Raw genomic sequence first — 23,287 nt, 5'->3', positions numbered from 1 at the left:
TGGTAGAGAGGCGACGCAGCTTCGTACTCCGTCCGGGCTTGTGTCGGGACCCGGCGTCAAATAGCTTTCCGGCGCCGAGCGGCGGCGACTGACGGGGGAGATTTTTGATGGCGGGATTTGTGCAGAGCGTCGCTGCGGCGGCCCTGTTGCTGTGGACGACGGGGTTCGGCTTCGCCGCCGATCGCGTCATCGTCATTCTCGATGCCTCCGGCTCGATGTGGGCGCAGATCGACGGCAAGCCCAAGCTCGAAATCGCCCGTCAATCGCTGCGGAACGTGCTGCAATCGGTCCCGGCCGAGGAGGAAATAGGCTTCATGGCCTATGGCCATCGCGAGAAGGCCAGTTGCGACGACATCGAACTCATCGTGCCACCGCAGGCAGGCTCGGCAAGTGCGATCTCAGCCGCGGCCGACAGCTTGAAATTTCAGGGCAAGACGCCGCTGACCGCTGCGGTCAAGCAAGCGGCGGAAGCATTGAAATACACCGAGGACAAGGCGACGGTCGTTCTCATCACCGATGGCATCGAGACATGTAGCGGCGATCTCTGTGCGCTCGGCAAGGAACTGGAGGCTGCTGGCGTCGACTTCACCGTCAATGTCGTCGGCTTCGGCCTGACGGCGGCCGAGGGCAAGCAGGTCGGTTGCCTCGCCGACAATACCGGCGGCAAATATATCGAAGCGTCGGATGAAAAGGCATTGCAGGACGCCCTCGTCGAGACCGTTGCGCCTCCGCCACCCGCCCCTGAACCGAGTCCCGCCCCGCAGCCTGCTCCCCAGCCGGCGCCCGCCCAGCCGGCGGAGTCCAATTTCGTGCCCACCGTCGTGCTTGCCGAGGGTGGCGATCCCGTCACCGACGGCAATGCCTGGGAGATCTACAAGGCGAATTCCGACGGCATGCGCGGCGATCCCGTCACCACCCAATATGGCACCTACAAGGGCAATCTGGAGCCGGGCGACTATATCGTCGTCGCGCGTGCCGGCGAGGCCAGGGTCGAACAGAAGATCAAGATAGAGCCTGGCCAGGTCGCCAAACCGCACTTCAACCTGAATGCCGGCACGCTGGTCATCCACCCGCGGCCAAGCGAAGGAGCGGACGTTGATGACGGCGCGGCTGTCGTAATCGGCTATCCCGGCGTCGACACCCCGCCGACCTATTACGGTGACACGAAAGTCGTGCTGCCGGCCGGTGACCAGAAGGTGACGGTCACGATCGGCCAGGGCATGGTTATCGAGACGATCCCGCTTGCCGCCGGCAGGGTCATCGACAAGGACATCATCGTCGGCGTCGGGCGTATCGTCGCCAACGCCTATTATGCTGCCGGCGGCGACAAGGCCGAGGGTTCGGGCGTCGCCTTCAAAGTGCTCCAGGCGAAAAAGAACGTCGACGGAACTAGGCAGGAGGTGACTTATGCCTACGGTCCGGACAGCAAGTTCTATCTGCCGCCCGACGATTATGTAATGGTCGCGACGGTCGACCTTGCGGTGGCCGAGCAGCCGTTCAGCGTCAAGGTTGGCGACCATCAGGATCTGAAGATCGCGATGAACGCCGGCGTGCTGACGATAACCGCGCCAGGGGCCTCGAGGATCGAGATATTCGAGGCCAGGAAGGCCATCGACGGAACCCGCAAGTCGGTCGGCTACGCCTACGACCAGAAGTATCAAGCCACTCTGTCGGCCGGCGACTACGCGGTGGTTTCGGAGAAATCGGACAACAGCTCGAGGGAAGGCACGGTAACGGTCAGGGCCGGCGCGCGAGCCGAGCTGACGGTTCAGTAGATCTAATGCATGTCGCGCAAAAGTGTGCAGCGGTTTTGCGATAACGACATGCATAAAAACAAGATCCTAAAAGCGCGTCGCGTGAGGCCGATCGAACGCCACGCGCTTTTGGAGAGCGGCCACCAGCCGCTCTTCCATGGTCGAAAAGTCACGCCGTACCGAAGGCGCTGGCGCCATGGTCGGCGCGTCCCACCAACTGCCGGAACCCGGCGAAAAGCTCGCGGCCGAAGCCGAATTCATTGCCTATGAGGTCGCTGTCCGCGGGGCGGCGCAGTGCGAAATCGCCGGCTGGCACCAGTACCTCCAGCGTCCCGGCCTCGGCGTCGAGCCTGATGATATCGCCGTCATGGATCCTGGCGATAGGCCCGTCCTCCGCCGCTTCCGGCGTCACGTGGATCGCCGCTGGGACCTTGCCTGAAGCGCCCGACATGCGGCCGTCGGTGACCAACGCCACATGCTGGCCGCGGTCCTGCAGGATGCCGAGCACGGTGGTCAGCCTGTGCAATTCCGGCATGCCGTTGGCCTTCGGTCCCTGGAACCGAATGACGGCGATGAAGTCGTCGGTCAGCGACCCCGCCTTGAACGCCTCGTTCAGGCCTTGCTGGCTGTCGAACACCTTGGCCGGCGCCTCGATGACGCGCCGCTCCGGCTTGACCGCCGATGTCTTGATGACGGCGTGGCCGAGATTGCCCGAAAGCACTTTCAGACCGCCGCTCGGCTGGAACGCCTTCTTGAACGGCGCCAGCACCTTCTCGTCCCCGCTCTCGCGCGGCGAAGCCTCGCGCACGACGCCGCCGTCGGCGCCGAGCCTGGCCTCGACCGCGTAGGGGCGCAGCCCTTCGCCCCACACCGTCTGCACATCCTCGTGCAGGATGCCTGCGTCGAGCAGTTCGCGGATCAGGAAGCCGAGCCCGCCGGCGGCGTGGAAGTGGTTCACATCTGCAAGGCCGTTCGGATAGACTCGCGCCAGCAGCGGCACGGCTTCCGAGATGTCGGAAATATCCTGCCAGGTAATGGCGATGCCGGCCGCCGCTGCCATGGCGATCAGGTGGATGGTGTGGTTGGTCGAACCGCCGGTGGCGTGCAGGCCGACGATGCCGTTGACGATCGAGCGCTCGTCGATCATCCGCCCGACCGGCGTGTAGGCGTTGCCGAGCGCGGTGATCGCCAGCGCCCGCTTCGTCGCTTCCCTGGTCAGCGCGTCGCGCAACGGCGTGCCGGGATTGACGAAGGAAGCGCCAGGCGTGTGCAGGCCCATGATCTCCATCAGCATCTGGTTGGAATTGGCGGTACCGTAGAAAGTGCAGGTTCCCGGCCCGTGATAGGATTTTGATTCCGCTTCGAGCAGTTCGGCCCGCCCGGCCTTGCCCTCGGCATAGAGCTGGCGGATCTTGGCCTTTTCGTCGTTCGGAATGCCGGTCGTCATCGGCCCGGCCGGGATGAAGACCGCAGGCAGATGACCGAAGGTCAGCGCCGCGATCACCAGCCCGGGCACGATCTTGTCGCAAACGCCGAGATAGACGGCGGCATCGAACATGTTGTGCGACAGGCCGATTGCCGCGGCCATGGCGATCACGTCGCGCGAGAACAGCGACAGCTCCATTCCGGGCTGGCCCTGGGTGACGCCGTCGCACATCGCCGGCACGCCGCCGGCCACCTGGGCGATGCCGCCGGCCTCGCGCGCCGCGTCCTTGATCAGCGCCGGAAACGTCTCGAAAGGCTGATGTGCCGACAGCATGTCGTTATAGGAGGTGATAATGCCGAGATTCGGCACCCGGTCGCCGCCAAGCGCTACCTTTTCGGAAGGGCTGCAGACGGCAAAGCCATGGGCCAGGTTGCCGCAGGACAGCACGGCCCGGTTGGCGGTGCGGTTCGAGGCTTCGGCGATGCGGCCGAGATAGGCCTCGCGACCGGGCTTTGAGCGCTCACGGATGCGCTGGGTGATGACTTCGATATCGCGTCTTGCGGTCATGGCGGTCGGTCCTTTCAGGCGAGGTCCCGCAAACACCTTCCGGCTGTTGCCGGGACCTGCAGCCAAGTTGAGATCAGGGTGCCCAGAAAACCTCTACGGGCTTTTGAGTGGCATCGAGCACGGCGCGAATGGGCTTTCGTGCTCCAGCTCCAAGCGCGGCCTCGAATGCGGTGCGTTTTTCCGCGCCCTCGATGTGCAGCGCGATGAAGGCGGCATTGATGATCCGCGCCAGTGACAGCGTCAGCCGTGGCTCGCCGGCACTTGCCGCGTGAACCGGAAGCACGATCCTTTGCGATGACGGATCGAGCAATCTTGCCAGGTTGTCGGCATCCGGAAAGAACGAGGCGGTGTGGCCATCAGTTCCCATGCCGAGCACAACAACGTCGAGTGGCCAGGGCAGCACTTGCAGCGCCTCACTGTCGGAGACCGCTGCACCCTCGATCGTTGCCGCGGCGTGGTAGAGCGGCACGAAATTCGCGGCGGCGGCCGCGTTCTGTAGCAGGTTGGCGGCAACCAGGCCGGCATTGGAGCGCGGCGATGAGGGCGGCACGAAGCGCTCGTCGACCAGTGTCACCTTGACCTTGTCCCAGGCGATCGGAATGTTGGAAAGCGCCGTGAAGAATTTCGCCGGCGTGGTGCCCCCGGAGACGGCGAGAAATGCCGTGCCGCGCGCCGCGATTGCCTTTGACAGGCGGCCGGCGACGTGGCCGGCAAGTGCTGCCGCCAGCTGCTGGCGTTCGGCAAATTCGTGCCACGTATAGGCGGCGGCGTCGCTCAATTGCTCTCGTGCCATGTCCGCCCGTCGCGTTCGATCAGCGCAATGGAGGCCGATGGCCCCCATGTGCCGGCGGTGTAGCTTTGCGCTTCCTGCCTGGCGTTCTCCCAGGCGTTCTGGATCGGGTCGATCCATTTCCACGCCGCCTCGACCTCGTCGCGGCGCATGAACAGCGTCTGGTTGCCACGGATGACATCCATGATCAGCCGCTCATAGGCATCGGGCGCGCGCGCGCCGAACGATAGCGCGAAGCTCATGTCGAGCGGAATCTGGCGCAGCCGCATGCCGCCCGGCCCGGGATCTTTGATCATGATGAACTGCTTGACGCCTTCGTCGGGCTGCAGCCTGATCACCAGCTGATTGGCGAAGATCGGTCCGGCGCTGTCGCCGAAGATCGAATGCGGGATTGGCTTGAATTCGATGACGATCTCCGAAACGCGGGTCGCCAGCCGCTTGCCGGTCCGGAGGTAGAACGGCACGCCCGCCCAGCGCCAGTTGCCGATCTCGGCCTTGAGCGCAACGAAGGTCTCGGTGTTGCTATTCTTGCCGAGCTCGTCGACATAGCCTTTCACCGGCCCGCCGGCCGAGGCGCCGGCACGGTATTGCCCGCGCACCGTGTGCTTGGGCGCTTCGTTACCATTGATGCGTTTCAGCGCCCGCAGCACCTTCAGCTTTTCGTCACGGACGGCATCGGCGTCCATCGACGACGGCGCCTCCATGGCGACGAGGCAGAGCAGCTGCAGCATGTGGTTCTGCACCATGTCGCGCAATGCGCCGGCCTTGTCGTAATAGGTGACGCGGTCTTCCAGGCCGACCGTCTCGGCCACGGTGATCTGCACATGATCGACGTTGGCGGAATTCCAAAGCGGCTCGTAGAGCGCGTTGGCAAAGCGCAGCGCCATCAAATTCTGCACCGTCTCCTTGCCGAGATAGTGATCGATGCGGAAAATCTGGCTTTCATGGAAGTCGTCGCCGACCAGGTCGTTGAGCGCGCGCGCCGAAGCTAGATCGCGGCCGATCGGCTTTTCCAGCACGATGCGCGAATTCGGCGTGATCAGCCCGTGCTCCTTCAGCTTGTGCGAGATGTCGCCGAACAGCGCCGGCGCCACAGCCAGATAGAAAGCGCGGATGTGTTCGCTGTCGCCGATCGCCTTCTTCAGCCTGTCGAAGCCGGCACCTGTGGTTGCATCTGCCGGGACATAGGAAAGCCGTGCGAGGAACGTCTTCAGTTCCGTGGCGTCGATATCTTCCGGCTTCACGTGGTCGGCAATCGCCTGCCTGGCGAAAGACTGGAACTCCTCGTCTGTCATCTTCGAACGCGATGTGCCGATGATGCGCGTCGGCTCGGAAAACTGGTGGTCGCGCTGGCGGTAGTATAGCGACGGCAGAAGCTTGCGTTCCGACAGATCGCCGGTGCCGCCGAAAATGATGAAGTCGAAAGGGTCGACGGGGATGATCTGGCTGGTCATGGTCTGTCCGCTCTGACGCCGGTCGCGATAACGCGGCTGATATAATCTAATCGATTTAGACTTGCCAGTGCCATTGCGTCACATCCGCGTGTGCTCTTGACACCGGCGCTGGCCGGAGGCTTGTCGGCAAGCGATGCTTCCGGGAGCGTTCGCAGGTGCAGCATAGAGCGGGTTCAAGGCGAAAGCCAAAGGAGAAATCGGCAATGGACACACATCTTTCGATGGCCCTGGCCAAACGCGTTTTCGATCGTCTTCAACGATGAGTGAGAAAAGCATGCGCCTCAAAAACAAGGTCGCCATCATCACCGGCGCTGCCTCGGGCTTTGGCGAGGGCATGGCCAGGCGCTTTGCCGAGGAGGGCGCGCGCGTAGTCGTCGCCGATCTGAACGCCAAGGGCGCAGAGCGCGTTGCCGGCGAGATCGGCGAAAAGGCGATCTGGACCCAGACCGACGTCTCGCTGCGGTCCGAATTCGACGACATGGTCCATGCCGCAATGAGCGCCTTCGGCCGCATCGACATCATGGTCAACAATGCCGGTTACACCCATCGCAACGGTGACATGCTGGAAGTCGACGAAGCGACCTTCGACCTGATCACATCAGTCAACATGAAGGCGATCTACCACGCAGCGCTTGCCGTGGTGCCGGTCATGGAACGGCAAGGCGGTGGCGTCATCCTGACGACGGCCTCCACGGCCGGTATCAGGCCGCGGCCTGGCCTCACCTGGTACAATGCATCGAAGGGCTGGGCGATCACCGCGACCAAATCGATGGCGGTGGAACTCGCGCCGAAGAACATCCGCGTCAACTGCCTCTGCCCAGTTGCCGGCGAGACCGGCATGCTCGCGAAATTCATGGGCGCCGACACACCCGAGATCCGCGAGAAGTTCCGCGCGTCGATCCCGCTCGGCCGGCTTTCGACGCCGCTCGACATAGCCAATGCCGCGCTTTGGCTTGCTTCGGACGAAGCGGCTTTCATCACTGGCGTGGCGCTGGAAGTCGACGGCGGACGTTGTATTTGAACGGCCGGGGCCTCCGACGGAGGACTGGCTGATGGCGAGCGACCCGCAATCGCTCTGCCGGACCTACGCCCCGGTTTTGACGTAGCTCTTGTAAATCCAGCCGCGCTTGCCGTTGTAGACGATCTGGCACCATTGCTTGCAGCTCATCACTTGCACCGACGTCTTGGCCGGCACGGTGAGAATGGCGGCCGCATTCTTTTTTGGGCCGGTGCGCATGGTGACGGATCTCAGGATGCGTCCGGTACCGGCAGTATTGGCTCTTCCGGAATTTGCCTTGGTGCTGTTGTCGTCTTCGCTCGCGGTCTGCGTCGGCAGTTGCGGCTTGGGCGTGGGGATGGCGGCGGTCTGCGCGCCATCGGGCCCGCTGTTTTTCGTTGAGCTGCCGGGAGCCGCGACCTTGGCAAACAATGCCGCAGCGTCGGGTTTTGCTGCCGGGTCGGCGAATGCCACCGAAGCAGACGATTTATCGGTCGCCTGCTCGGTCTGGCTTGCCAGCTGGTCGGATGCTGCCGTGGCGGCGGCCGATGCCGTCTTTGGCCCTGTCCAGCGCGGATCGTTGGGAGCCAGCGCTGGTATCTCGGCTTCCGCTGCGGCCACCGCTGGGGAAACCGCATCTGCCTTGCCCGTCGTCCGCGGCGCCGCAGCAACCTTGGCAGGCATGATCTTCGTCGTCTTGACCGGGATGGTCGGAACGATCTGCTCAGGACTTGCGGCCGCTTGTCGCTCATTTGCCGGCAATGCCAGCCACAGTGCCACCGCGGCAACGCCGAGCAGTGCGGCCGTGCCAAGCGCGGCTATCACCAGATGCGCGTTCGACCGGACCCCGTGCCAGAACGTCGGCCGCATATCGTAACCGAATTGCATCGCAAGGCGCCGTCGTTCCGGCGCGCCGAAACTGAAGGGCTCTCTCACACTTGCCACCTCCATTTGCGGGCCGATGTTCTTACGACCCATGCCGGAGAGCCGGCATTTCGATCGGCATCGGTCCCAAACCAAAAGCGGGCAGGCCCGCAAAAATTCCCCGTTCATCTGCCCACGAGCATCATCTTTCGCCCGCGATTGTGGCATCACTGCGCCCTTGGCGGGAATTCTGCGCCCTGGTTAAGGATTCTGCAACGTCTGGTTAGATCCTGTCCCGCAACGCGTACCAGTTGAGCGCAAGAAAGAGCAGTGGCGCGCGCAAACGCCGGCCGCCGGGGAAGGGTGGAATTTTCAGGTCCTCGATCAGCTTCAGCCGGTCGCGGTTGCCGGCGACCGTCTCGGCATAAAGCTTGCCGAAAAAGTTCGACAGCATGACGCCGTGGCCGGAATAACCGCCGATCGAGGTCACATTGGGCATCACTTCGCGCACGAACGGCTTTCTCGGCACGGTGATGCCGACGTAGCCGCCCCAGCCATGGGTGATCTCGACGTCCTTCAGTGCCGGATAAATCTCGGCAATCTGCCGGCGGATGTGGATGTGGATGTCCTTGGGATCGTTGACCGCATAGATCTCGCGCCCGCCAAACAGCAGCCGCCCATCCTTCGATTTGCGGAAATAGCGCACGACGAAGCGCGAATCGTCGACCGCCTCGCCACCCGGCAACACTTTGGAATCGGCTGCCAGCGGTACCGTCGCGCCGATGAACGAGCCGATCGGCATGATATGTGCGGCACTCACCGGTTCGAGCGTGCCGCCATAGGCATTGACCCCGATCAGGCATTTAGCGGCGGTGATCGTGCCCTTCGGCGTCGCAATCCTGACCTTGCCGCCGCCGGAGGTGATGCCGGTCGACGGCGTCTGCTCGAAAAGCTTTGCGCCGGCCTCTGCCGCGACTTTCGCGGTGCCGATCACCAGCTTCAGCGGATGGACATGGCCGGTGCCGGTGTCGCGGGTGCCGCCGAAATAATGCGTCGAGCCCAGCCGCTCGGCAGTCTCCGCGGCATCCATGAATGAGATGTGCGGATAACCGAACCGGTTTGCCATGATCTCGGCATGCGCCTTGTAGTCGTCGACATAGCGCTTCTTGTGCGCCACCGACATCTGGCCGGGCATATAGTCGATCTCGATCTGGTGCATCGCGGCAAAGTCGAGCAGATGCGCCTTGGCCTCTTCGGCAAGGTCGAACAGCGCCTTGGCGCGGGAAAAGCCGTATTCCGCTTCCAGTTCCTCTGCCCAGGCCCGTTGTCCGGTGCCGAGCTGGCCACCATTGCGGCCCGATGCGCCGTCACCGAAACGATGCGTTTCGATAAGCACGACATCCGCGCCTGTCTTGGCGAGATGAGCCGCCGCCGACAGACCGGTAAAGCCGCCGCCGACAATCACCACATCGCATGTCCGGTCGCCGTCGAGCGCCGGATATTCGGGCCTTGGCCCGGCCGTGTCTTCGTACCAGGAGCGGCCGGGGGAGATTGGGGATTGGTAAATCATAGGCGCGCCGTTATGCGGTGAAATGGTGAATGGTGAATAGTGAATAGAAAACGAAGCGGCCCCTTGCCGTCGGCGAAAGCGTCTTTCATTTCACCATTCACCATTCACCATTCACCATTCACCATTCACCATTCACCATTCACCATTCACCATTCACCATTCACCATTCACTCGATGCAGTCGCCCTACACATTCAGCAGCAAATACTCCCTCTCCCACGGGCTGATCACTTCCATGAAGGTCTCGAATTCCGCTCGCTTGATCGCCGCATAGGTGGCGGCAAATGACTTGCCGAGCAGCGCGCCGAGTTCTTCGTCAGCCTCGAACAGGTCGACGGCTTCGAGCAGGCTGCGCGGCAGGTCGATCTGGTCCTCGTTGGCGGTCGTCAGAACCGGCGGCTCGGCCTTGATCTTGTTGGTCATGCCGATCAGTCCGCAGGCAAGCGATGCCGCCAGCGCCAGATAGGGGTTGGCGTCGGAGGAGGGGATGCGGTTTTCGACGCGCCGCGCCGCCGGGTCGGAGCGGGGCACGCGGAAGGCCGTGGTGCGGTTGTCGTAGCCCCATTTGTTGTTGACCGGCGCCGAGGCCGACTGCGTCAGCCGCCGGTAGGAATTGACGTAGGGCGCAAACATCACCAGCGCGTTCGGCACATGTTTCTGCATGCCGCCGATGAAATGGAAGAAGGCCTCGGTCTCCGAGCCGTCCTCCGCCGAAAAAACGTTCTTGCCGGTCTTCTTGTCGATGATCGACTGATGGATATGCATGGCCGAACCGGGCTGCCCTTGGATCGGCTTGGCCATAAACGTGGCGTAGATCTCGTGCTTGAGCGCCGCCTCGCGGATGGTTCGCTTGAACATGAACACCTGGTCTGCGAGCTCGATCGGATCGCCGTGACGCAGATTGATTTCGAGCTGGCCGGCGCCCTCCTCGTGGATCAGCGTGTCGATCTCCAGGCCCTGGCTTTCGGAGAAATGGTAGATGTCGTCGATCAATTCGTCGAATTCGTTAACCCCGGCGATCGAATAGCCGGCGCCGCCGCCGATCGGCCGTCCCGATCGACCTACTGGCGGGGTCAGCGGATAGTCCGGATCGGGGTTCTTGCGCACCAGGTAGAACTCGATCTCGGGTGCCACGACCGGCCTCAGCCCACGCTTGTCATAGGCGGCAAGCACGCGCTTCAGCACGTTGCGCGGCGTGAACTCGACCGAGCGGCCGTCCTGGTGGACGAGGTCGCAGATAACCGCCGCGGTAGGGTCCTCCTCCCACGGCACCACCGTCAGCGTCGAGAGGTCAGGCATCAGCTTGAGGTCGCCGTCGTCCTCCGGATAGTGGAAGCCCTTGCCGTCCTCCGGATAGCCGCCGGAAATCGTTGTCATGAACACCGCCGAAGGCAGCGCCAGCGAGGTGTTGGAGGTGAACTTCTTCGATGGCATCATCTTGCCGCGCGCAACCCCGGCCTGGTCGGGTGTGATGCATTCGATATCTTCGATGCCGCGCCATTCCAGCCAGGCGCTGACTTCCTTCCAGTTCTTGACGCCACGTTGGTTTTTCACGAAGGCAGGCGTGCGGGCGCGTCCTCCGCGGCTCGACGGACGGACTTCCTTTTTTGCAGGCGGCATCAATCACCAGATTTGTTGCAGATTGTGGAGTATAGCCGTTGCCGACGACGAAAGGGAAGGGGAGCCGGCTGGCGTGCGCCTCTATAACCGGGCGAACACAACGACTTCCGGATAAAAGCCTCCTGGTCTAGGGTCGGCCTCCCGCAACGCTGCAATTAATGGTCCCCATGCAACACAGCCGCAACCTGACGACGATCGGCTTCGACGCCGATGACACGCTGTGGCAGAACGAACAGTTCTTCCGCGTGACCGAGAAGCGCTTTGCCGCACTGCTCGCCGATCACGCCGAGGAGGACCGGATTTCAGCAAGATTGCTGGAGGCCGAGAAGCGCAACCTCGCGGTCTACGGCTTCGGCATCAAGGGGTTCACGCTGTCGATGATCGAGACGGCGATTGAGGTCACCAACGGCCAGGTGCCGGCCTCGACTATCGCCGAAATTCTCGCCGCGGGCCGCGAGATGCTCAACCATCCGATCGAGCCGCTTCCGCATGCGCGCGAAACCGTGGAAAAGCTGGCCGGCGCCTACCGCCTGGTGCTGATCACCAAGGGCGACCTGTTCGACCAGGAACGCAAGCTGGCGCAATCCGGCCTGGGCGAGCTGTTTGATGCCGTCGAGATCGTCAGCGACAAGAGCGCGGCCACCTATAGCCGCATCTTCAGCCGCCACGGCGACGGCCCGGAAAAGGGCATGATGGTCGGCAACTCGCTCAAATCGGACGTCGTGCCCGCCATCGAAGCCGGCAGTTGGGGCATCCACGTTCCGCATGATCTGACCTGGGTGCTGGAACATGTCGAGCCGCCGGTCTCGGCACCACGCTTTCGCCAGATAGCCAATCTCGGTGAACTGCCGGGCTTGATCGAGCGTATCGGCGAGATTGATTGATCAGGTCTGCAGCCGAGGCATCACGGTAGGCGTCAATTGCGGCTAATTGCGATCAGCCGGTCGATCACCGGCTGCAGCCGTTCGGTGGTGATCGGCTTGACGACCACTGCATCGATGACGCTGGACAGGCCCAGGCTCTCCGGCGTGCCGGTCTTGACTGAAAGCAGGATCACCGACGGAAGCGATCTGCCTGACGCCCTTCGCAGTGCATCGATACCCGACAGCAAGGCGTCGCAGTCCCCATTCTCCGCACCGCCGTCGAGAACGACAGTCCCGGGAATCAGCGCGTGCAAGGCCTTTGCCGCGGTTTCGGGAGTTTCCGAGATCGGTTTGAGGCCGGACCGCTCCACGATTTTTGAAACCACGACGCGGTTGATCGGTGATTTTCCGACCACCAGCACCCGCGAGAAATCCGGGAGCATCCGCGTCTCCATGTCCCGGCTAACAAAAGGCAGCTGTTTTGCAGTCTCGATATCGCGATTCGCTGGGCACATGGCGGGGCAGGCCGTTGTTCAATGTTTCAATGCAGGGTTGAAACTCGAGAGGTAATTGGCGTGAGATCACTGCTCATGTCAAGCTCAAATGGCGTATCAGGAGAATATCGCAAGAAACATTAAAATTAAAATTAAGTGCTTTTCTTTGCCGCCGCCCGAAGAAGAAGTTGCCACCACAACCGGGCAGGCTCAGCTAAGTTTGGCTTTGCAGCGCGAACGCACCAACTCGCAGCCGTAGCCGGGTTGCCGTAAGGTTGGACGAAGGCGAGTCAGGCCTGTCGCGAGCTTGTCGTATCGCCTCGCCGGACTACCCTTCCTCGTTGGCTAAGCACGTCTCTTTGACCGACGGGAGATGACGATGGAACTCGTGACTCACAAGAAATTCAAAAATGGCCGGTTGATGCCATGGGGAAAGGGTACGGTCGTTACCGGCGCAAAGGGGTTTGTCTACCTTTCCGGAAACACCGCGACGGCCGAGGACTACGATCCGATCGGCAAAAGCGGCGGCGCCGCCATTGGCGATGCAGCGGCACAGTGGCGCGCAATTCTCACCAATATCAAATCAGATCTGGAGGAGCTTGGCAGTGCGCTCGAGCATCTCATCCGGCTGACCTTCTTTGTTAAGGGGCCATTTCCAGATGGCGGCGTGCTGAGCTCGCCCAATTTTCGCTTGGACGTCTTGGACGAATTCTTTGCCGTGCACTGCCCGAAGCACTGCAGCTACAACAACCCGCCGCCCTCGGAAGTTATCGGCGTTGCAGCGCTTGCGCAGCCTGATCTTGTCATTGAAATCGTTGCATTAGCGGCTCTGCCGGATTAGGCAAAGCCGCGGCGTGCAAGGTGCGATAGCATGCGCTCAAAAGAGGCGCGGTGCTATCGAGTTTGTCTGTCGTGGCTCCGCTGTGTGACGATGACCGGGATCAGCAGATCGCCCCAGTTGCCGTCGCCGCCATGGTGCCGTGCCGAGCGCACCAGTTCGACCGAGACGCCTGCCTCGACCGCCTTCATCACCGACTGATTGAGCCTGTGCAGATCGTTCGCCAGCATGCGGATGGTCGCCTGCTGGTCGACATTCATGCTGGTGGCCTGCTCTTCGGCCCGTTCCTTGACGCGGCTTATCGATGCCATTGGTCTTCTCCCTGTGTTGCCATGCCTGTTGTGTTGCCATGCCCGTTTGGGCGTTCCCTCTGTTTGTCTGCTATTCCGCCGCCGGCCTGAATTGGGCGCGCTCGGTCGATCCCTGCATGGCCGTGGTCGAAGACTGGCCACCGGTGATCGCCATCGAGACGGCGTCGAAATAGCCGGTGCCGACCTCGCGCTGGTGCTTGGTGGCCGTGTAGCCATTGGCTTCCGCGGCGAATTCCGCCTCCTGCAGTTCCGAATAGGCTGCCATCTGCCGCTCCTTGTAGCCGCGAGCGAGCTCGAACATGCCGAAATTGAGCTGGTGGAAGCCGGCCAGCGTAATGAACTGGAACTTGTAGCCCATGGCGCCGAGTTCCTTCTGGAACTTCGCAATCGTCGCGTCATCGAGATTCTTCTTCCAGTTGAAAGACGGCGAGCAATTATAGGCAAGCAGCTTGCCTGGATGATGCTTGCGCACGCCCTCGGCAAACGTCCTGGCCTGCCCCAGATCGGGCCTGGAGGTCTCGCACCAGATCAGGTCCGCATAGGGCGCATAGGCGACGGCGCGGGCGATGCAGGGCTCGATGCCGTTGCTGACATGGTAGAAGCCCTCCGCCGTGCGGCCGGCGCCATAATCGACGAAGGGCCGGTCGCGTTCGTCGATGTCGGAGGTCAAGAGCTTTGCCGCTTCAGCGTCGGTGCGCGCCACGACCAGCGTCGGCGTGCCCATGACGTCGGCGGCAAGCCGCGCCGCGTTGAGGTTGCGGATGTGTGCGGCGGTCGGGATCAGTACCTTGCCGCCGAGATGGCCGCATTTCTTCTCCGAAGCCAGCTGGTCCTCGTAATGGACGCCGGCCGCACCCGCCTCGATGAACGCCTTCATGATCTCGAAGGCGTTGAGCGGCCCGCCGAAGCCGGCTTCCGCGTCGGCGACGATCGGCGCGAACCAGGTGTCGACCGACAGCCCCTTACCTTCCGAAGTCTCGATCTGGTCGGCGCGCTGTAAGGTGCGGTTTATGCGCTTGACCAGTTCGGGCGCGGCATTTGCGGGATAAAGCGACTGGTCCGGGTACATGGCGGAAGCGGTGTTGGCATCGGCGGCGACCTGCCATCCTGACAGATAGATCGCTTTCAGCCCGGCCCGCACCTGCTGCATCGCCTGGTTGCCCGACATGGCACCCAGCGCGTTGACGAAATCCTCTTCATGGATGAGCTGCCACAGCCGGTTTGCCCCCATTTCGGCGAGGCTCTGCCGGATCTGCACCGAGCCGCGCAGCCGCTTCACGTCGTCCGGCGAATAGGGCCTTTCAATGCCATCAAAGCGGCCTTGCGGCGCCGATGGGACGAGGTTGTAAAAGTCGGTCATTGATCACTCCAGGCGGTTTTGATGCCGGTTTGGGAAGGCGTCGCAGAGGGAAAATATGTGCGCCATATGTGTGACACCATTTACACGTCGGCACGACGCAAGCGAGGTAAACCTCCTGATCAGTCATAAAATAAGGGAAAACCTGTGTTGTGTTTGACCGATGAGAGCTGTAAATCTGTCATGATTGTAAAGACTGCCATGCCATCGGCGGATGTAAATTTCTGTCAAGGAAACTCGATTGGCCGACCACAAAATCTTTGCCGGGCCGCGCATTCGTCGCATCCGCAACGCCAAGGGGCTGACCCAGACGGCGATGGCCGAAGGGCTCGGCATCTCGCCGTCCTATCTCAATCTCATCGAGCGCAACCAGCGGCCGCTGACAGTGCAACTGATCCTGAGGCTGGCATCCGTCTACAAGGTTGACCCGCACGAACTGCAGGGCGAGGCGCGGGGATCGGTCGCCGATTTGAAGGAAGTGTTTTCAGATCCGTTGCTGGCCGGCGAACTGCCGGGCGACCAGGAACTCATCGAGCTTGCCGAGGCGGCGCCCAACGCTTCCGCAGCTGTCATAAAACTGTTTCGCGCCTATCGCGAGCAGGCCGAGCGATTGTCGGATATCAACGAGCTGCTCGCGCGTGAGGGCAAGGCCACCGCCCTCTCCGGTGCCAGGCTGCCGATCGACGAGGTGCATGAGATTTTCGAACGCCGGCCGAACCATTTTGCCGCGCTCGAAGAGGAAGCCGAGGCATTCACGTCGGTGCTCGATCCCGGCGACGATCTGTTCAGTGCGTTGAAGGCTTGGCTGCGGCGTGAATTCGGCATCGTCGTCAAGGTACTGCCGGTCGCCACCATGCCCAACTGGCGGCGTCGCTATGACCGTCACTCGCAGCGCCTGTTCCTGTCCGAGCGGCTGTCGCCATTCGATCAACTGCGCGAGGTGGCGATGGAGGCCTGCCTGATCCGCATTAGCGTCGCTGTAGCTGCCGAGATCCAGGTGCTGAAGCTGACCACGGACGAAGCCCGCCGGCTGGCGCGTTTCGAGCTCGGCCGCTATGCCGCGCACGCTCTGATGATGCCTTATCAACCTTTTCGCGCCGCTGCGGTCCGTGCCCGCTATGACATCGACATGTTGCGGTCGCGCTTCGGCGTCTCTTTCGAGCAGGCGGCGAACCGGCTGACCACGCTGCAGCGGCCGGGTGCGTCGGGTGTGCCGTTCTTCATGCTCGAGGTCGACAGTGCCGGCAATCGGTTCCGCAAGGCGGGCAGCCACGGCTTTCCGCAAAGCCGCTTCGGCGGCGGCTGTCCGAAGCTGCCTGTCCATGCCGCCTTCGCCCAGCCCGGCCAGATCCTGGTCGAGGCAGTGGAAATGCCCGACGGTGCGGCGTTCCTCTGCATGGCCCGCACGCTCGAAGGGCCGCAGGGCTCGTTTGCCGAGCGCCCGCGGCGCACCGCGCTGTTGCTCGGCTGCGACATCGGTTTTCGCGACGAGGTCGTCTATGGAGCGGCATTGCCGGGGCCGGCCGCCATCGGCAAGACCGGACAGAGCGCCGCTGCGCTGGCGACGCCGGTCGGCCCTGCCTGCCGGCTGTGCGAGCGCATCGGCTGCCTCGCCCGCGCCGAGCCACCCGTTACACGTCCGCTCGGCCTCGACGAGATGGTCACGGGACTGTCGGCGTTCGATTTCCAGTGATTCGGCTCCAGCAATATTGCGGCTGAATCTTCGACCAAAGGACCTCATCTGTTCCTGCGGCCGCAACCAGTAAGCTGGTTCGCGGTTGCCGGCCAAAATATTGGTTCAGCCAAAATATTGATTCAGCCGAATATTGATTCAGCATTGACGGTACGGTATCAAAAAAAAGAACTGCGCAACGGTCGGGGGATCAATGATGGGCAGGACAGTTTTTTGGCTTGGCTTGGCGCTCGCGTTTTCGGCCGATCCCGCATTGGCTGAAAAGTCCTCGGATTTCTTCAATTCCTATCAACACTACAATGATGCCGGCAAGGCGTTCCTGGACAAGATCGATCCGAAGACCGGCGCGATAAATCTTGCCGAAGGTATCCATCTCGACCTCAAGGACAAGTTCTATTTTCTGGACAAGAAGGACACGCTCTCCGTCCTCACCGAGGCCTGGGGCAATCCGCCCGACTCTGGTTCCGATGCCCTCGGCATGATCTTTCCAGTCTCCCATGATCCCATTGCCGACAACAATTGGGGGATAGAGCTGCGCTGGGAAAAGATCGGTTACGTCGACGACAGCGACGCCGCGTCCATCGATTACAATGAACTGCTGCGCAACATGCAGTCAGACACTCTGTCCGGCAACGATCAGAGGGTAAAGGATGGCTATGCGCCCATTACGCTGATCGGCTGGGCGTCGCCGCCGGTTTATGACGCGGCCCACAAGCGCCTGCACTGGGCCAAGGAGCTGCAATTTGGCAACGATGCCGCCCATACGCTCAACTACGACGTCCGTTTCCTTGGCAGGGAGGGCGTCTTTGTGATGAGCTATATCGCGACGGTGGAACAATTGCCGGAGATAAGGCAAAGCCTGGATGAAGTGCTTGGGCTCGCGGACTTCAATACCGGCAAGACATACGCCGATTTCGTGCCGGGCGTCGATACGGTTGCGGCGATTGGCGTCGGTGGCCTGATTGCCGGCAAGCTGGCGGCGAAAGCAGGTTTTCTGGTCGTGGCGCTGATCGCGCTGAAAAAGTTTGGCCTGCTCCTGCTGATTCCGCTGGCCGGTCTCTGGCGTTTTATCCGCGGCAACAAGAGCACCTCGTAACGCATCATCGACAGGTCGCCTCGGAGCATCGCCGGGCGAGGGGCGAGGCGCCCTCATCAGTGCGCCAAACGGAACATCGAACTGGATCACGCCCGGCCTTCTGCTTTGCGTTACGCGAATTAGGCACGTCTCTGTCGTCCATTGCACATCGTGCTGCTCCGAATTCGCCGACAGTCGTACCCATGACCGATACCGCATCATCTCCGGTTGCCGCTTCGCCGATCGTGTCGCCGCAAGGGGAACGCGTCGGCTTCCTGCTGGTATTCCTGTCGGCGTTGATGTGGAGCTTCGGCGGCAGCATTGCGCGCTTCATCGACAACGCCGACAGCTGGACGGTGGTGTTCTGGCGCTCGGTCTGGGCCGCCGCCTTCCTGCTCTGCTTCATGGTCTGGCGCGACGGCTGGCGTGGCACGCTGAAGCTGTTTCGCGGCATGGGCCTGGCCGGCCTTGCGGTGGCGTTCTGCTTCGCCACGGCGTCGACCTCTTTCGTCGTGGCGCTTGCCTATACCACCGTCGCCAACATCCTGTTGATGCAGGCCGGCGTGCCGCTTCTGGCGGCGCTGTTTGCCTGGGCGCTGTTTCGCGAACGGGTGGCGGTGGCGACCTGGGTGGCGATCGCCGCCGTCATTGTCGGCGTCGCCATTATGGTGTCGGAATCGCTCGATGGCGCGGTGTCGCCGATCGGCGACGGGCTGGCGCTGCTCATCGCCGTCATGTTCTCGATCGCCACCGTCATCACGCGCCGCTTTGCCCATGTGCGCATGACGCCGGCGACCTGCCTCGGCACGATGCTGGCGGCCGCCTTTGCGGCATCGCAGGCGTCGGCGCTGGGCGTCTCCAGCCATGATATGGGCTTCCTCTTTGCCTTTGGCGTGATCAATCTGGGCCTCGGTCTCGCCTTCTTCGCCACCGGAGCCCGGCTTGTTCCGGCCGCCGTCGCGGCGCTGCTCGGCACGTTCGAACCGATCCTTGGCCCGATCTGGGTCTGGCTCATCCATTCCGAGGTGCCGTCGGCGCGCACCATCGTCGGCGGTGCGGTCGTGGTCACCGCGCTGCTCGTCCATATCGGGCTCGAGTTCAAGCGTCAGACGCGGCCCGCGCGAGCGGGCGTCACCGGTGTGCCGTCACCTAATTGATGCAGTGCGCGCGTCAAAGCGAGATGAGCCATTGACAACGTTGCAGCCGCGCGGGCAGGCTGCGATCACGGCAACAACAAGACAGGCGTATCTTGCCAAGTCTCCATGCCGGCCGCATCGAGGCCGGACAATATCGTCGTCTCCCTGCCCGCGCCGTAGCGAAAGCTTCCGACGGCGTCGGAACACCACCAACGCCACGCCAGGTCTTCGCTGTCGGCTCGCCGCCGAACGATAATGGCGCCGGCAATTCGCGCTTGTCGCCTGCCTGCAAGCCCAATACCTTGAAGCAAATGCCCAGCCGCGCGGACGCCGCGACGAGCTGGCGACGGAACACTCATCAAAGGAGAATAGCATGACCCGCAAAGCGCTCTGGCTTTCGGCGACTTCGGCGTTTCTGGCAGTTTTCACCTTGGGCGCGCATGCCGAGAATCGCGTCGTCAACGTCTTCAACTGGTCGGACTATATCGACAGTTCGATCATCGACGACTTCACCAAGGAAACCGGCATCAAGGTCGTCTACGACACTTTCGATTCCAACGAGATCCTGGAAACGAAACTGCTCGCCGGCGGCAGCGGCTACGATGTCGTCGTGCCCAGCGGCAATTTCCTTGCACGCCAGATCCAGGCGGGTGTGTTCCAGAAGCTCGACAAGTCGAAACTGCCGAACATTTCAAATATGTGGGACACGGTCATGGAACGGACCGCCAAATACGACCCCGGCAATGAATATTCGATCAATTACATGTGGGGCACGGTCGGCATCGGCTACAACATCAAAAAAGTGCAGGCGGCGCTCGGCACCGACAAGATCGACAGTTGGGACGTGTTCTTCAATCCCGAAAGCCTGGCCAAATTGAAGGACTGCGGCGTCTATGTGCTGGATTCGCCGGCCGACATCATACCGGCGGCACTGAAATATCTGGGCCTCGATCCAAACAGCACGTCGCCCGATGAGATTGCCAAGGCCGAAGAAACCTTGCTGAAGGTCCGGCCCTATATCCGCAAGTTCCACTCGTCCGAATACATCAACGCCCTTGCCAATGGCGACATCTGCCTGGCGGTCGGCTGGTCGGGTGACGTCTTCCAGGGCCGCAACCGCGCCGACGAAGCCAAGCAGGGCGTCGAGATCGGCTACTCCGTGCCGAAGGAAGGTGCCCAGATGTGGTTCGACCAGATGGCGATCCCGGCCGATGCGCCGCATGTCGCCGAAGCGCATGAGTTCCTGAACTACATGATGAAGCCCGAAGTGATCGCCAAATCGTCGAACTATGTGCTCTATGCCAACGGCAACAAGGCTTCGCAGCAGTTCATCGACAAGGCGATCCTGGAAGATCCGGCGATCTATCCGGATGCAGCCACCTTGCAGAAGCTCTACACCGTATCGCCTTACGATCCCAAGACCCAGCGCATCATCACCCGCACCTGGACCAAGATCGTCACCGGCCAATAGCAATCTGACCACGCCCCGGCAGCCGTTGCCGGGGCCGCTTTCTCATGGGGCAAGCAGCAGGACGGAGTGGGACATGAAATCGCTTGGCAGCATCCGCAGGGATTTTGCGCCATGGAACGATCCGAACGCCAAGCCATACATCCAGTTCGACAACGTTACCAAGAAATTCGGTGAGTTCACAGCGGTCAACAACCTGTCGCTGACCATTTTCGAACGCGAATTCTTTGCCTTGCTCGGGGCCTCAGGCTGCGGGAAATCGACACTGCTCAGGATGCTTGCCGGCTTCGAGGAGCCGACCGCCGGCCGCATCCTGCTCGACGGCCAGGATCTGCGCGGCATTCCGCCCTACCGGCGGCCGGTCAACATGATGTTCCAGTCCTACGCCTTGTTTCCGCACATGACGGTCGAGAACAACATCGCCTTCGGCCTCAAGCAGGAAGGCATGGCCAAGGCCGACATCGACAAGCGCGTCGCCGAGATGCTGAAGCTGGTCAAGCTCGAGCAGTTCGCCAAGCGCAAACCGCACCAATTGTCGGGTGGCCAGCGCCAGCGCGTCGCGCTCGCGCGCTCGGTGGCCAAGCGGCCGAAAGTCCTGCTGCTCGACGAGCCGCTTGGTGCGCTGGACAAGAAGCTGCGCGAGGAAACCCAGTTCGAGCTGATGGACCTGCAGCAGAACCTCGGCCTCACCTTCGTCGTCGTCACCCATGATCAGGAAGAGGCGATGACGATGGCCGACCGCATCGCCATCATCGACAAGGGCGAGGTGATGCAGGTGGCGACGCCGGCCGAGGTCTACGAGGCGCCGGGTTCCCGCTTCGTCGCCGGCTTCGTCGGCAATGTGAATATGTTCGACGGCAAGATCGCGGCTGGCGAGGCCGGCAGCGCGAGCATCGATGCCGGCAACGGCATCACCATCCGGACCGAAAATGCCAGCAGTGCCGCCGCCGGAACATCCGTCACCTTCGCCATCAGGCCGGAGAAGATCAAGGTGTCCTCCACGAAACCGGCCGGTGCCGTCAACGCCATCGAGGGCGAGGTCTACGACATAGCCTATCTCGGCGACATGACCGTCTATCACGTCAGGCTGGACGACGGTCAGGTGGTGCGGGCGAGCACCATGAACGCGGCACGCCTCACCGAGGACCCATTGACCTGGAACGACCGCGCCTGGGTTTCTTTCCGCCCCGACGCCGGCGTCGTCCTGACACGGTAGGGACTGATCATGTCCGCTGTCACCGCCGCAACAAGCTCTCCGGCAAGCGCTGCCGGCAAATCCGCCTTGGTCAGGCTGGGAGCGGCCTTCGTTAGCCGGCTCGTCATCATCGTCCCCTACCTCTGGCTGCTGTTCTTCTTTCTCGTGCCTTTCATCATCGTCTTCAAGATTTCGCTGTCGCAGACGGCGATCGCCATGCCGCCCTACACGCCGGTGCTCGACTTCCGCAGCGGCATTTCCGGGTTTATCTCGGAATTCGGCGCGCTCAATTTCGACAACTATACCTGGCTGACGCAGGATGCGCTGTATTTCAATGCCTATGTGACGAGCGTCATTGTCGCCGCCATCTCGACGGTCCTGACATTGCTGGTCGGCTATCCCATAGCCTATGGCATGGCGCGCGCCCCGGCGACGATTCGCCCGACCTTGCTGATGCTGGTGATCCTGCCGTTCTGGACCTCGTTCCTGATCCGTGTCTACGCCTGGATCGGCATCCTCAAGCCCGAGGGCCTGCTCAACCAGCTGCTGCTCGCCACCGGCATCATCAGCCAGCCGCTGATCATCCTCAACACCTATACAGCGATCTTCATCGGCATCGTCTACTCCTATCTGCCGTTCATGGTGCTGCCGCTCTATTCGTCCTTGGAGAAGATGGACCATTCTCTGATCGAGGCCGCCAAGGATCTCGGCTGTCCGCCGACCAGCGCCTTTTGGAAGATCACCTTCCCCCTGTCGCTGCCCGGCGTCATCGCTGGCTGCCTGCTGGTGTTCATTCCCGCCGTCGGCGAGTTCGTCATTCCCGACCTGCTCGGCGGCTCGCAGACGCTGATGATCGGCAGAACGCTGTGGAACGAGTTCTTCGCCAACCGTGACTGGCCGGTGTCGTCCGCGGTTGCCGTCATCTTGCTGCTGCTGCTGATCGTGCCGATCATGCTCTTCCAGCGAGCCCAGGCGCGCGCCCAGGAGCAGGACCAATGAACGCGACCTGGAGCCGCTTCAACATCATTTCGATCGTGCTCGGCTTTGCCTTTCTTTACCTGCCGATCGTCCTGCTCGTTGTGTTCTCTTTCAACGAATCGAAGCTGGTCACCGTCTGGGGTGGCTTCTCGACGAAATGGTACGTGTCGCTGTTCCACAACCGGGGTCTGATGGACGCCACCTGGGTGACGGCCCGCGTCGGCGTCATCTCGGCAAGCGTGGCGACCGTGCTCGGCACGCTGGCGGCGCTCACCTTGACACGCTACACGCGCTTTCGCGGCCGGCTTCTGTTTTCCGGCATGGTGTTTGCGCCGCTGGTCATGCCGGAAGTCATCACCGGCCTGTCGCTGCTGCTGCTCTTCGTCGCCGTCGGCCTCGACCGCGGCTTTCTGACGGTGACGCTTGCCCACACCACGCTAACCATGTGCTTCGTTGCGGTGGTGGTTCAGTCGCGCCTGATCACTTTCGATCGTTCGCTGGAAGAGGCCGCGATGGACCTCGGTGCGCCACCGGTGAATACCTTCTTCCAGATCACGCTGCCGGTTATCATGCCGGCTATCGTCTCCGGCTGGATGCTGGCCTTCACGCTGTCACTCGATGATTTGGTTATTGCCAGCTTCACCTCGGGACCCGGCGCCACGACGCTGCCGATGAAGATCTACAGCCAGGTCCGCCTTGGCGTGACGCCGGAAATCAACGCAGCCTGCACCATCTTGATCGCGGTCGTCGCAGTTGGCGTGATCATCGCTTCGCTCGCAAACAAACGCCGCGAGGTGCAGCGCCAGCGCGACGAGCAGGCCGCGCAGCGAGGTTGAAG

Annotated in this window: 20 protein-coding genes; 11 read left to right on the top strand and 9 right to left on the bottom strand. The window is 62.2% G+C overall.

Features of this window, described 5'->3' with window-relative positions; translation table 11 throughout:
* The first annotated feature begins 107 nt into the window (after positions 1-107).
* Entirely contained in the window at positions 108-1,775 is a 1,668-nt protein-coding gene (locus tag NKJ23_RS25320; RefSeq protein ID WP_352683142.1) for a vWA domain-containing protein, read from the top strand.
* A gap of 148 nt (positions 1,776-1,923) precedes the next feature.
* On the opposite strand, the gene edd is transcribed toward NKJ23_RS25320, so the two are convergent.
* The 3 genes from edd to zwf form a co-directional block, all read right to left on the bottom strand.
* Positions 1,924-3,747 (bottom strand): phosphogluconate dehydratase, encoded by a 1,824-nt coding sequence (edd, locus tag NKJ23_RS25315; protein WP_352683140.1) that lies wholly within the window; start codon positions 3,745-3,747, stop codon positions 1,924-1,926.
* Between the two features lie 73 nt (positions 3,748-3,820).
* Positions 3,821-4,540, bottom strand: coding sequence for a 6-phosphogluconolactonase (pgl, locus tag NKJ23_RS25310; RefSeq protein WP_352683138.1), 720 nt, complete (start codon positions 4,538-4,540; stop codon positions 3,821-3,823).
* Positions 4,522-5,991, bottom strand: coding sequence for a glucose-6-phosphate dehydrogenase (gene zwf / locus NKJ23_RS25305; RefSeq protein ID WP_352683136.1), 1,470 nt, complete (start codon positions 5,989-5,991; stop codon positions 4,522-4,524). The genes pgl and zwf overlap by 19 nt, the downstream gene beginning before the upstream one ends.
* Before the next feature lie 274 nt (positions 5,992-6,265).
* Between zwf and NKJ23_RS25300 the strand changes: the two genes are divergently transcribed.
* Entirely contained in the window at positions 6,266-7,012 is a 747-nt protein-coding gene (locus NKJ23_RS25300; RefSeq protein WP_023677438.1) for an SDR family oxidoreductase, read from the top strand.
* 63 nt (positions 7,013-7,075) lie between these two features.
* Here NKJ23_RS25300 and NKJ23_RS25295 read toward each other — a convergent pair whose 3' ends face one another.
* The 3 genes from NKJ23_RS25295 to NKJ23_RS25285 all read right to left on the bottom strand — a co-directional run bounded on the left by NKJ23_RS25295 (position 7,076) and on the right by NKJ23_RS25285 (position 11,041).
* Positions 7,076-7,876, bottom strand: a complete 801-nt coding sequence (locus NKJ23_RS25295; protein ID WP_352683134.1) for an SH3 domain-containing protein — start codon at positions 7,874-7,876, stop codon at positions 7,076-7,078.
* Between the two features lie 259 nt (positions 7,877-8,135).
* Positions 8,136-9,422: an NAD(P)/FAD-dependent oxidoreductase gene (locus tag NKJ23_RS25290; RefSeq protein ID WP_352683132.1), complete on the bottom strand. Its 1,287-nt coding sequence runs from the start codon at positions 9,420-9,422 to the stop codon at positions 8,136-8,138.
* 185 nt (positions 9,423-9,607) lie between these two features.
* Complete coding sequence (locus NKJ23_RS25285) at positions 9,608-11,041, bottom strand: glutamine synthetase family protein (protein ID WP_352683130.1); 1,434 nt, start codon at positions 11,039-11,041, stop codon at positions 9,608-9,610.
* A 167-nt stretch (positions 11,042-11,208) separates the two neighbouring features.
* On the opposite strand from NKJ23_RS25285, the gene NKJ23_RS25280 reads away from it, so the two are divergent.
* Positions 11,209-11,925 (top strand): HAD family hydrolase, encoded by a 717-nt coding sequence (locus tag NKJ23_RS25280; RefSeq protein WP_352683128.1) that lies wholly within the window; start codon positions 11,209-11,211, stop codon positions 11,923-11,925.
* Between the two features lie 32 nt (positions 11,926-11,957).
* Here the strand turns inward: NKJ23_RS25280 and NKJ23_RS25275 are convergent, their stop codons facing one another.
* Entirely contained in the window at positions 11,958-12,347 is a 390-nt protein-coding gene (locus NKJ23_RS25275; RefSeq protein WP_245274728.1) for an ANTAR domain-containing protein, read from the bottom strand.
* A 430-nt stretch (positions 12,348-12,777) separates the two neighbouring features.
* Between NKJ23_RS25275 and NKJ23_RS25270 the strand changes: the two genes are divergently transcribed.
* Positions 12,778-13,239: a RidA family protein gene (locus NKJ23_RS25270; RefSeq protein ID WP_352589275.1), complete on the top strand. Its 462-nt coding sequence runs from the start codon at positions 12,778-12,780 to the stop codon at positions 13,237-13,239.
* A 53-nt stretch (positions 13,240-13,292) separates the two neighbouring features.
* Here NKJ23_RS25270 and NKJ23_RS25265 read toward each other — a convergent pair whose 3' ends face one another.
* Both NKJ23_RS25265 and aceA read right to left on the bottom strand, forming a co-directional pair.
* Positions 13,293-13,547 (bottom strand): SMc00767 family acetate metabolism repressor, encoded by a 255-nt coding sequence (locus tag NKJ23_RS25265; protein ID WP_023677446.1) that lies wholly within the window; start codon positions 13,545-13,547, stop codon positions 13,293-13,295.
* A 70-nt stretch (positions 13,548-13,617) separates the two neighbouring features.
* Positions 13,618-14,907: an isocitrate lyase gene (aceA, locus tag NKJ23_RS25260; RefSeq protein WP_352683125.1), complete on the bottom strand. Its 1,290-nt coding sequence runs from the start codon at positions 14,905-14,907 to the stop codon at positions 13,618-13,620.
* 238 nt (positions 14,908-15,145) lie between these two features.
* Between aceA and NKJ23_RS25255 the strand changes: the two genes are divergently transcribed.
* The 7 genes from NKJ23_RS25255 (at position 15,146) to NKJ23_RS25225 (ending at position 23,285) form a co-directional block, all read left to right on the top strand.
* The gene (locus tag NKJ23_RS25255; RefSeq protein WP_352683123.1) at positions 15,146-16,597 is read left to right on the top strand and encodes a helix-turn-helix domain-containing protein; all 1,452 of its coding nucleotides are present in this window, start codon (positions 15,146-15,148) and stop codon (positions 16,595-16,597) included.
* Between the two features lie 196 nt (positions 16,598-16,793).
* Positions 16,794-17,693 (top strand): DUF2167 domain-containing protein, encoded by a 900-nt coding sequence (locus tag NKJ23_RS25250; RefSeq protein ID WP_352571625.1) that lies wholly within the window; start codon positions 16,794-16,796, stop codon positions 17,691-17,693.
* A 182-nt stretch (positions 17,694-17,875) separates the two neighbouring features.
* Positions 17,876-18,829, top strand: a complete 954-nt coding sequence (locus tag NKJ23_RS25245) for a DMT family transporter (RefSeq protein WP_023677450.1) — start codon at positions 17,876-17,878, stop codon at positions 18,827-18,829.
* A gap of 352 nt (positions 18,830-19,181) precedes the next feature.
* Positions 19,182-20,279, top strand: coding sequence for a polyamine ABC transporter substrate-binding protein (locus tag NKJ23_RS25240; protein ID WP_352683121.1), 1,098 nt, complete (start codon positions 19,182-19,184; stop codon positions 20,277-20,279).
* Positions 20,280-20,352: 73 nt separating this feature from the next.
* On the top strand, positions 20,353-21,492 hold the full coding sequence (locus tag NKJ23_RS25235; RefSeq protein ID WP_352683119.1) for an ABC transporter ATP-binding protein: 1,140 nt from the start codon (positions 20,353-20,355) through the stop codon (positions 21,490-21,492).
* A 9-nt stretch (positions 21,493-21,501) separates the two neighbouring features.
* Positions 21,502-22,470, top strand: coding sequence for an ABC transporter permease subunit (locus NKJ23_RS25230; protein WP_352577543.1), 969 nt, complete (start codon positions 21,502-21,504; stop codon positions 22,468-22,470).
* Positions 22,467-23,285: an ABC transporter permease gene (locus tag NKJ23_RS25225; RefSeq protein ID WP_352683117.1), complete on the top strand. Its 819-nt coding sequence runs from the start codon at positions 22,467-22,469 to the stop codon at positions 23,283-23,285. The genes NKJ23_RS25230 and NKJ23_RS25225 overlap by 4 nt, the downstream gene beginning before the upstream one ends.
* Positions 23,286-23,287: the final 2 nt, after the last annotated feature.

This window comes from Mesorhizobium sp. M0184 (genome assembly GCF_040322215.1).
Lineage (GTDB): Bacteria > Pseudomonadota > Alphaproteobacteria > Rhizobiales > Rhizobiaceae > Mesorhizobium.
Note: the sequence above shows the minus strand (reverse complement) of the source record. Positions and strands in the feature narration are given on the sequence as shown.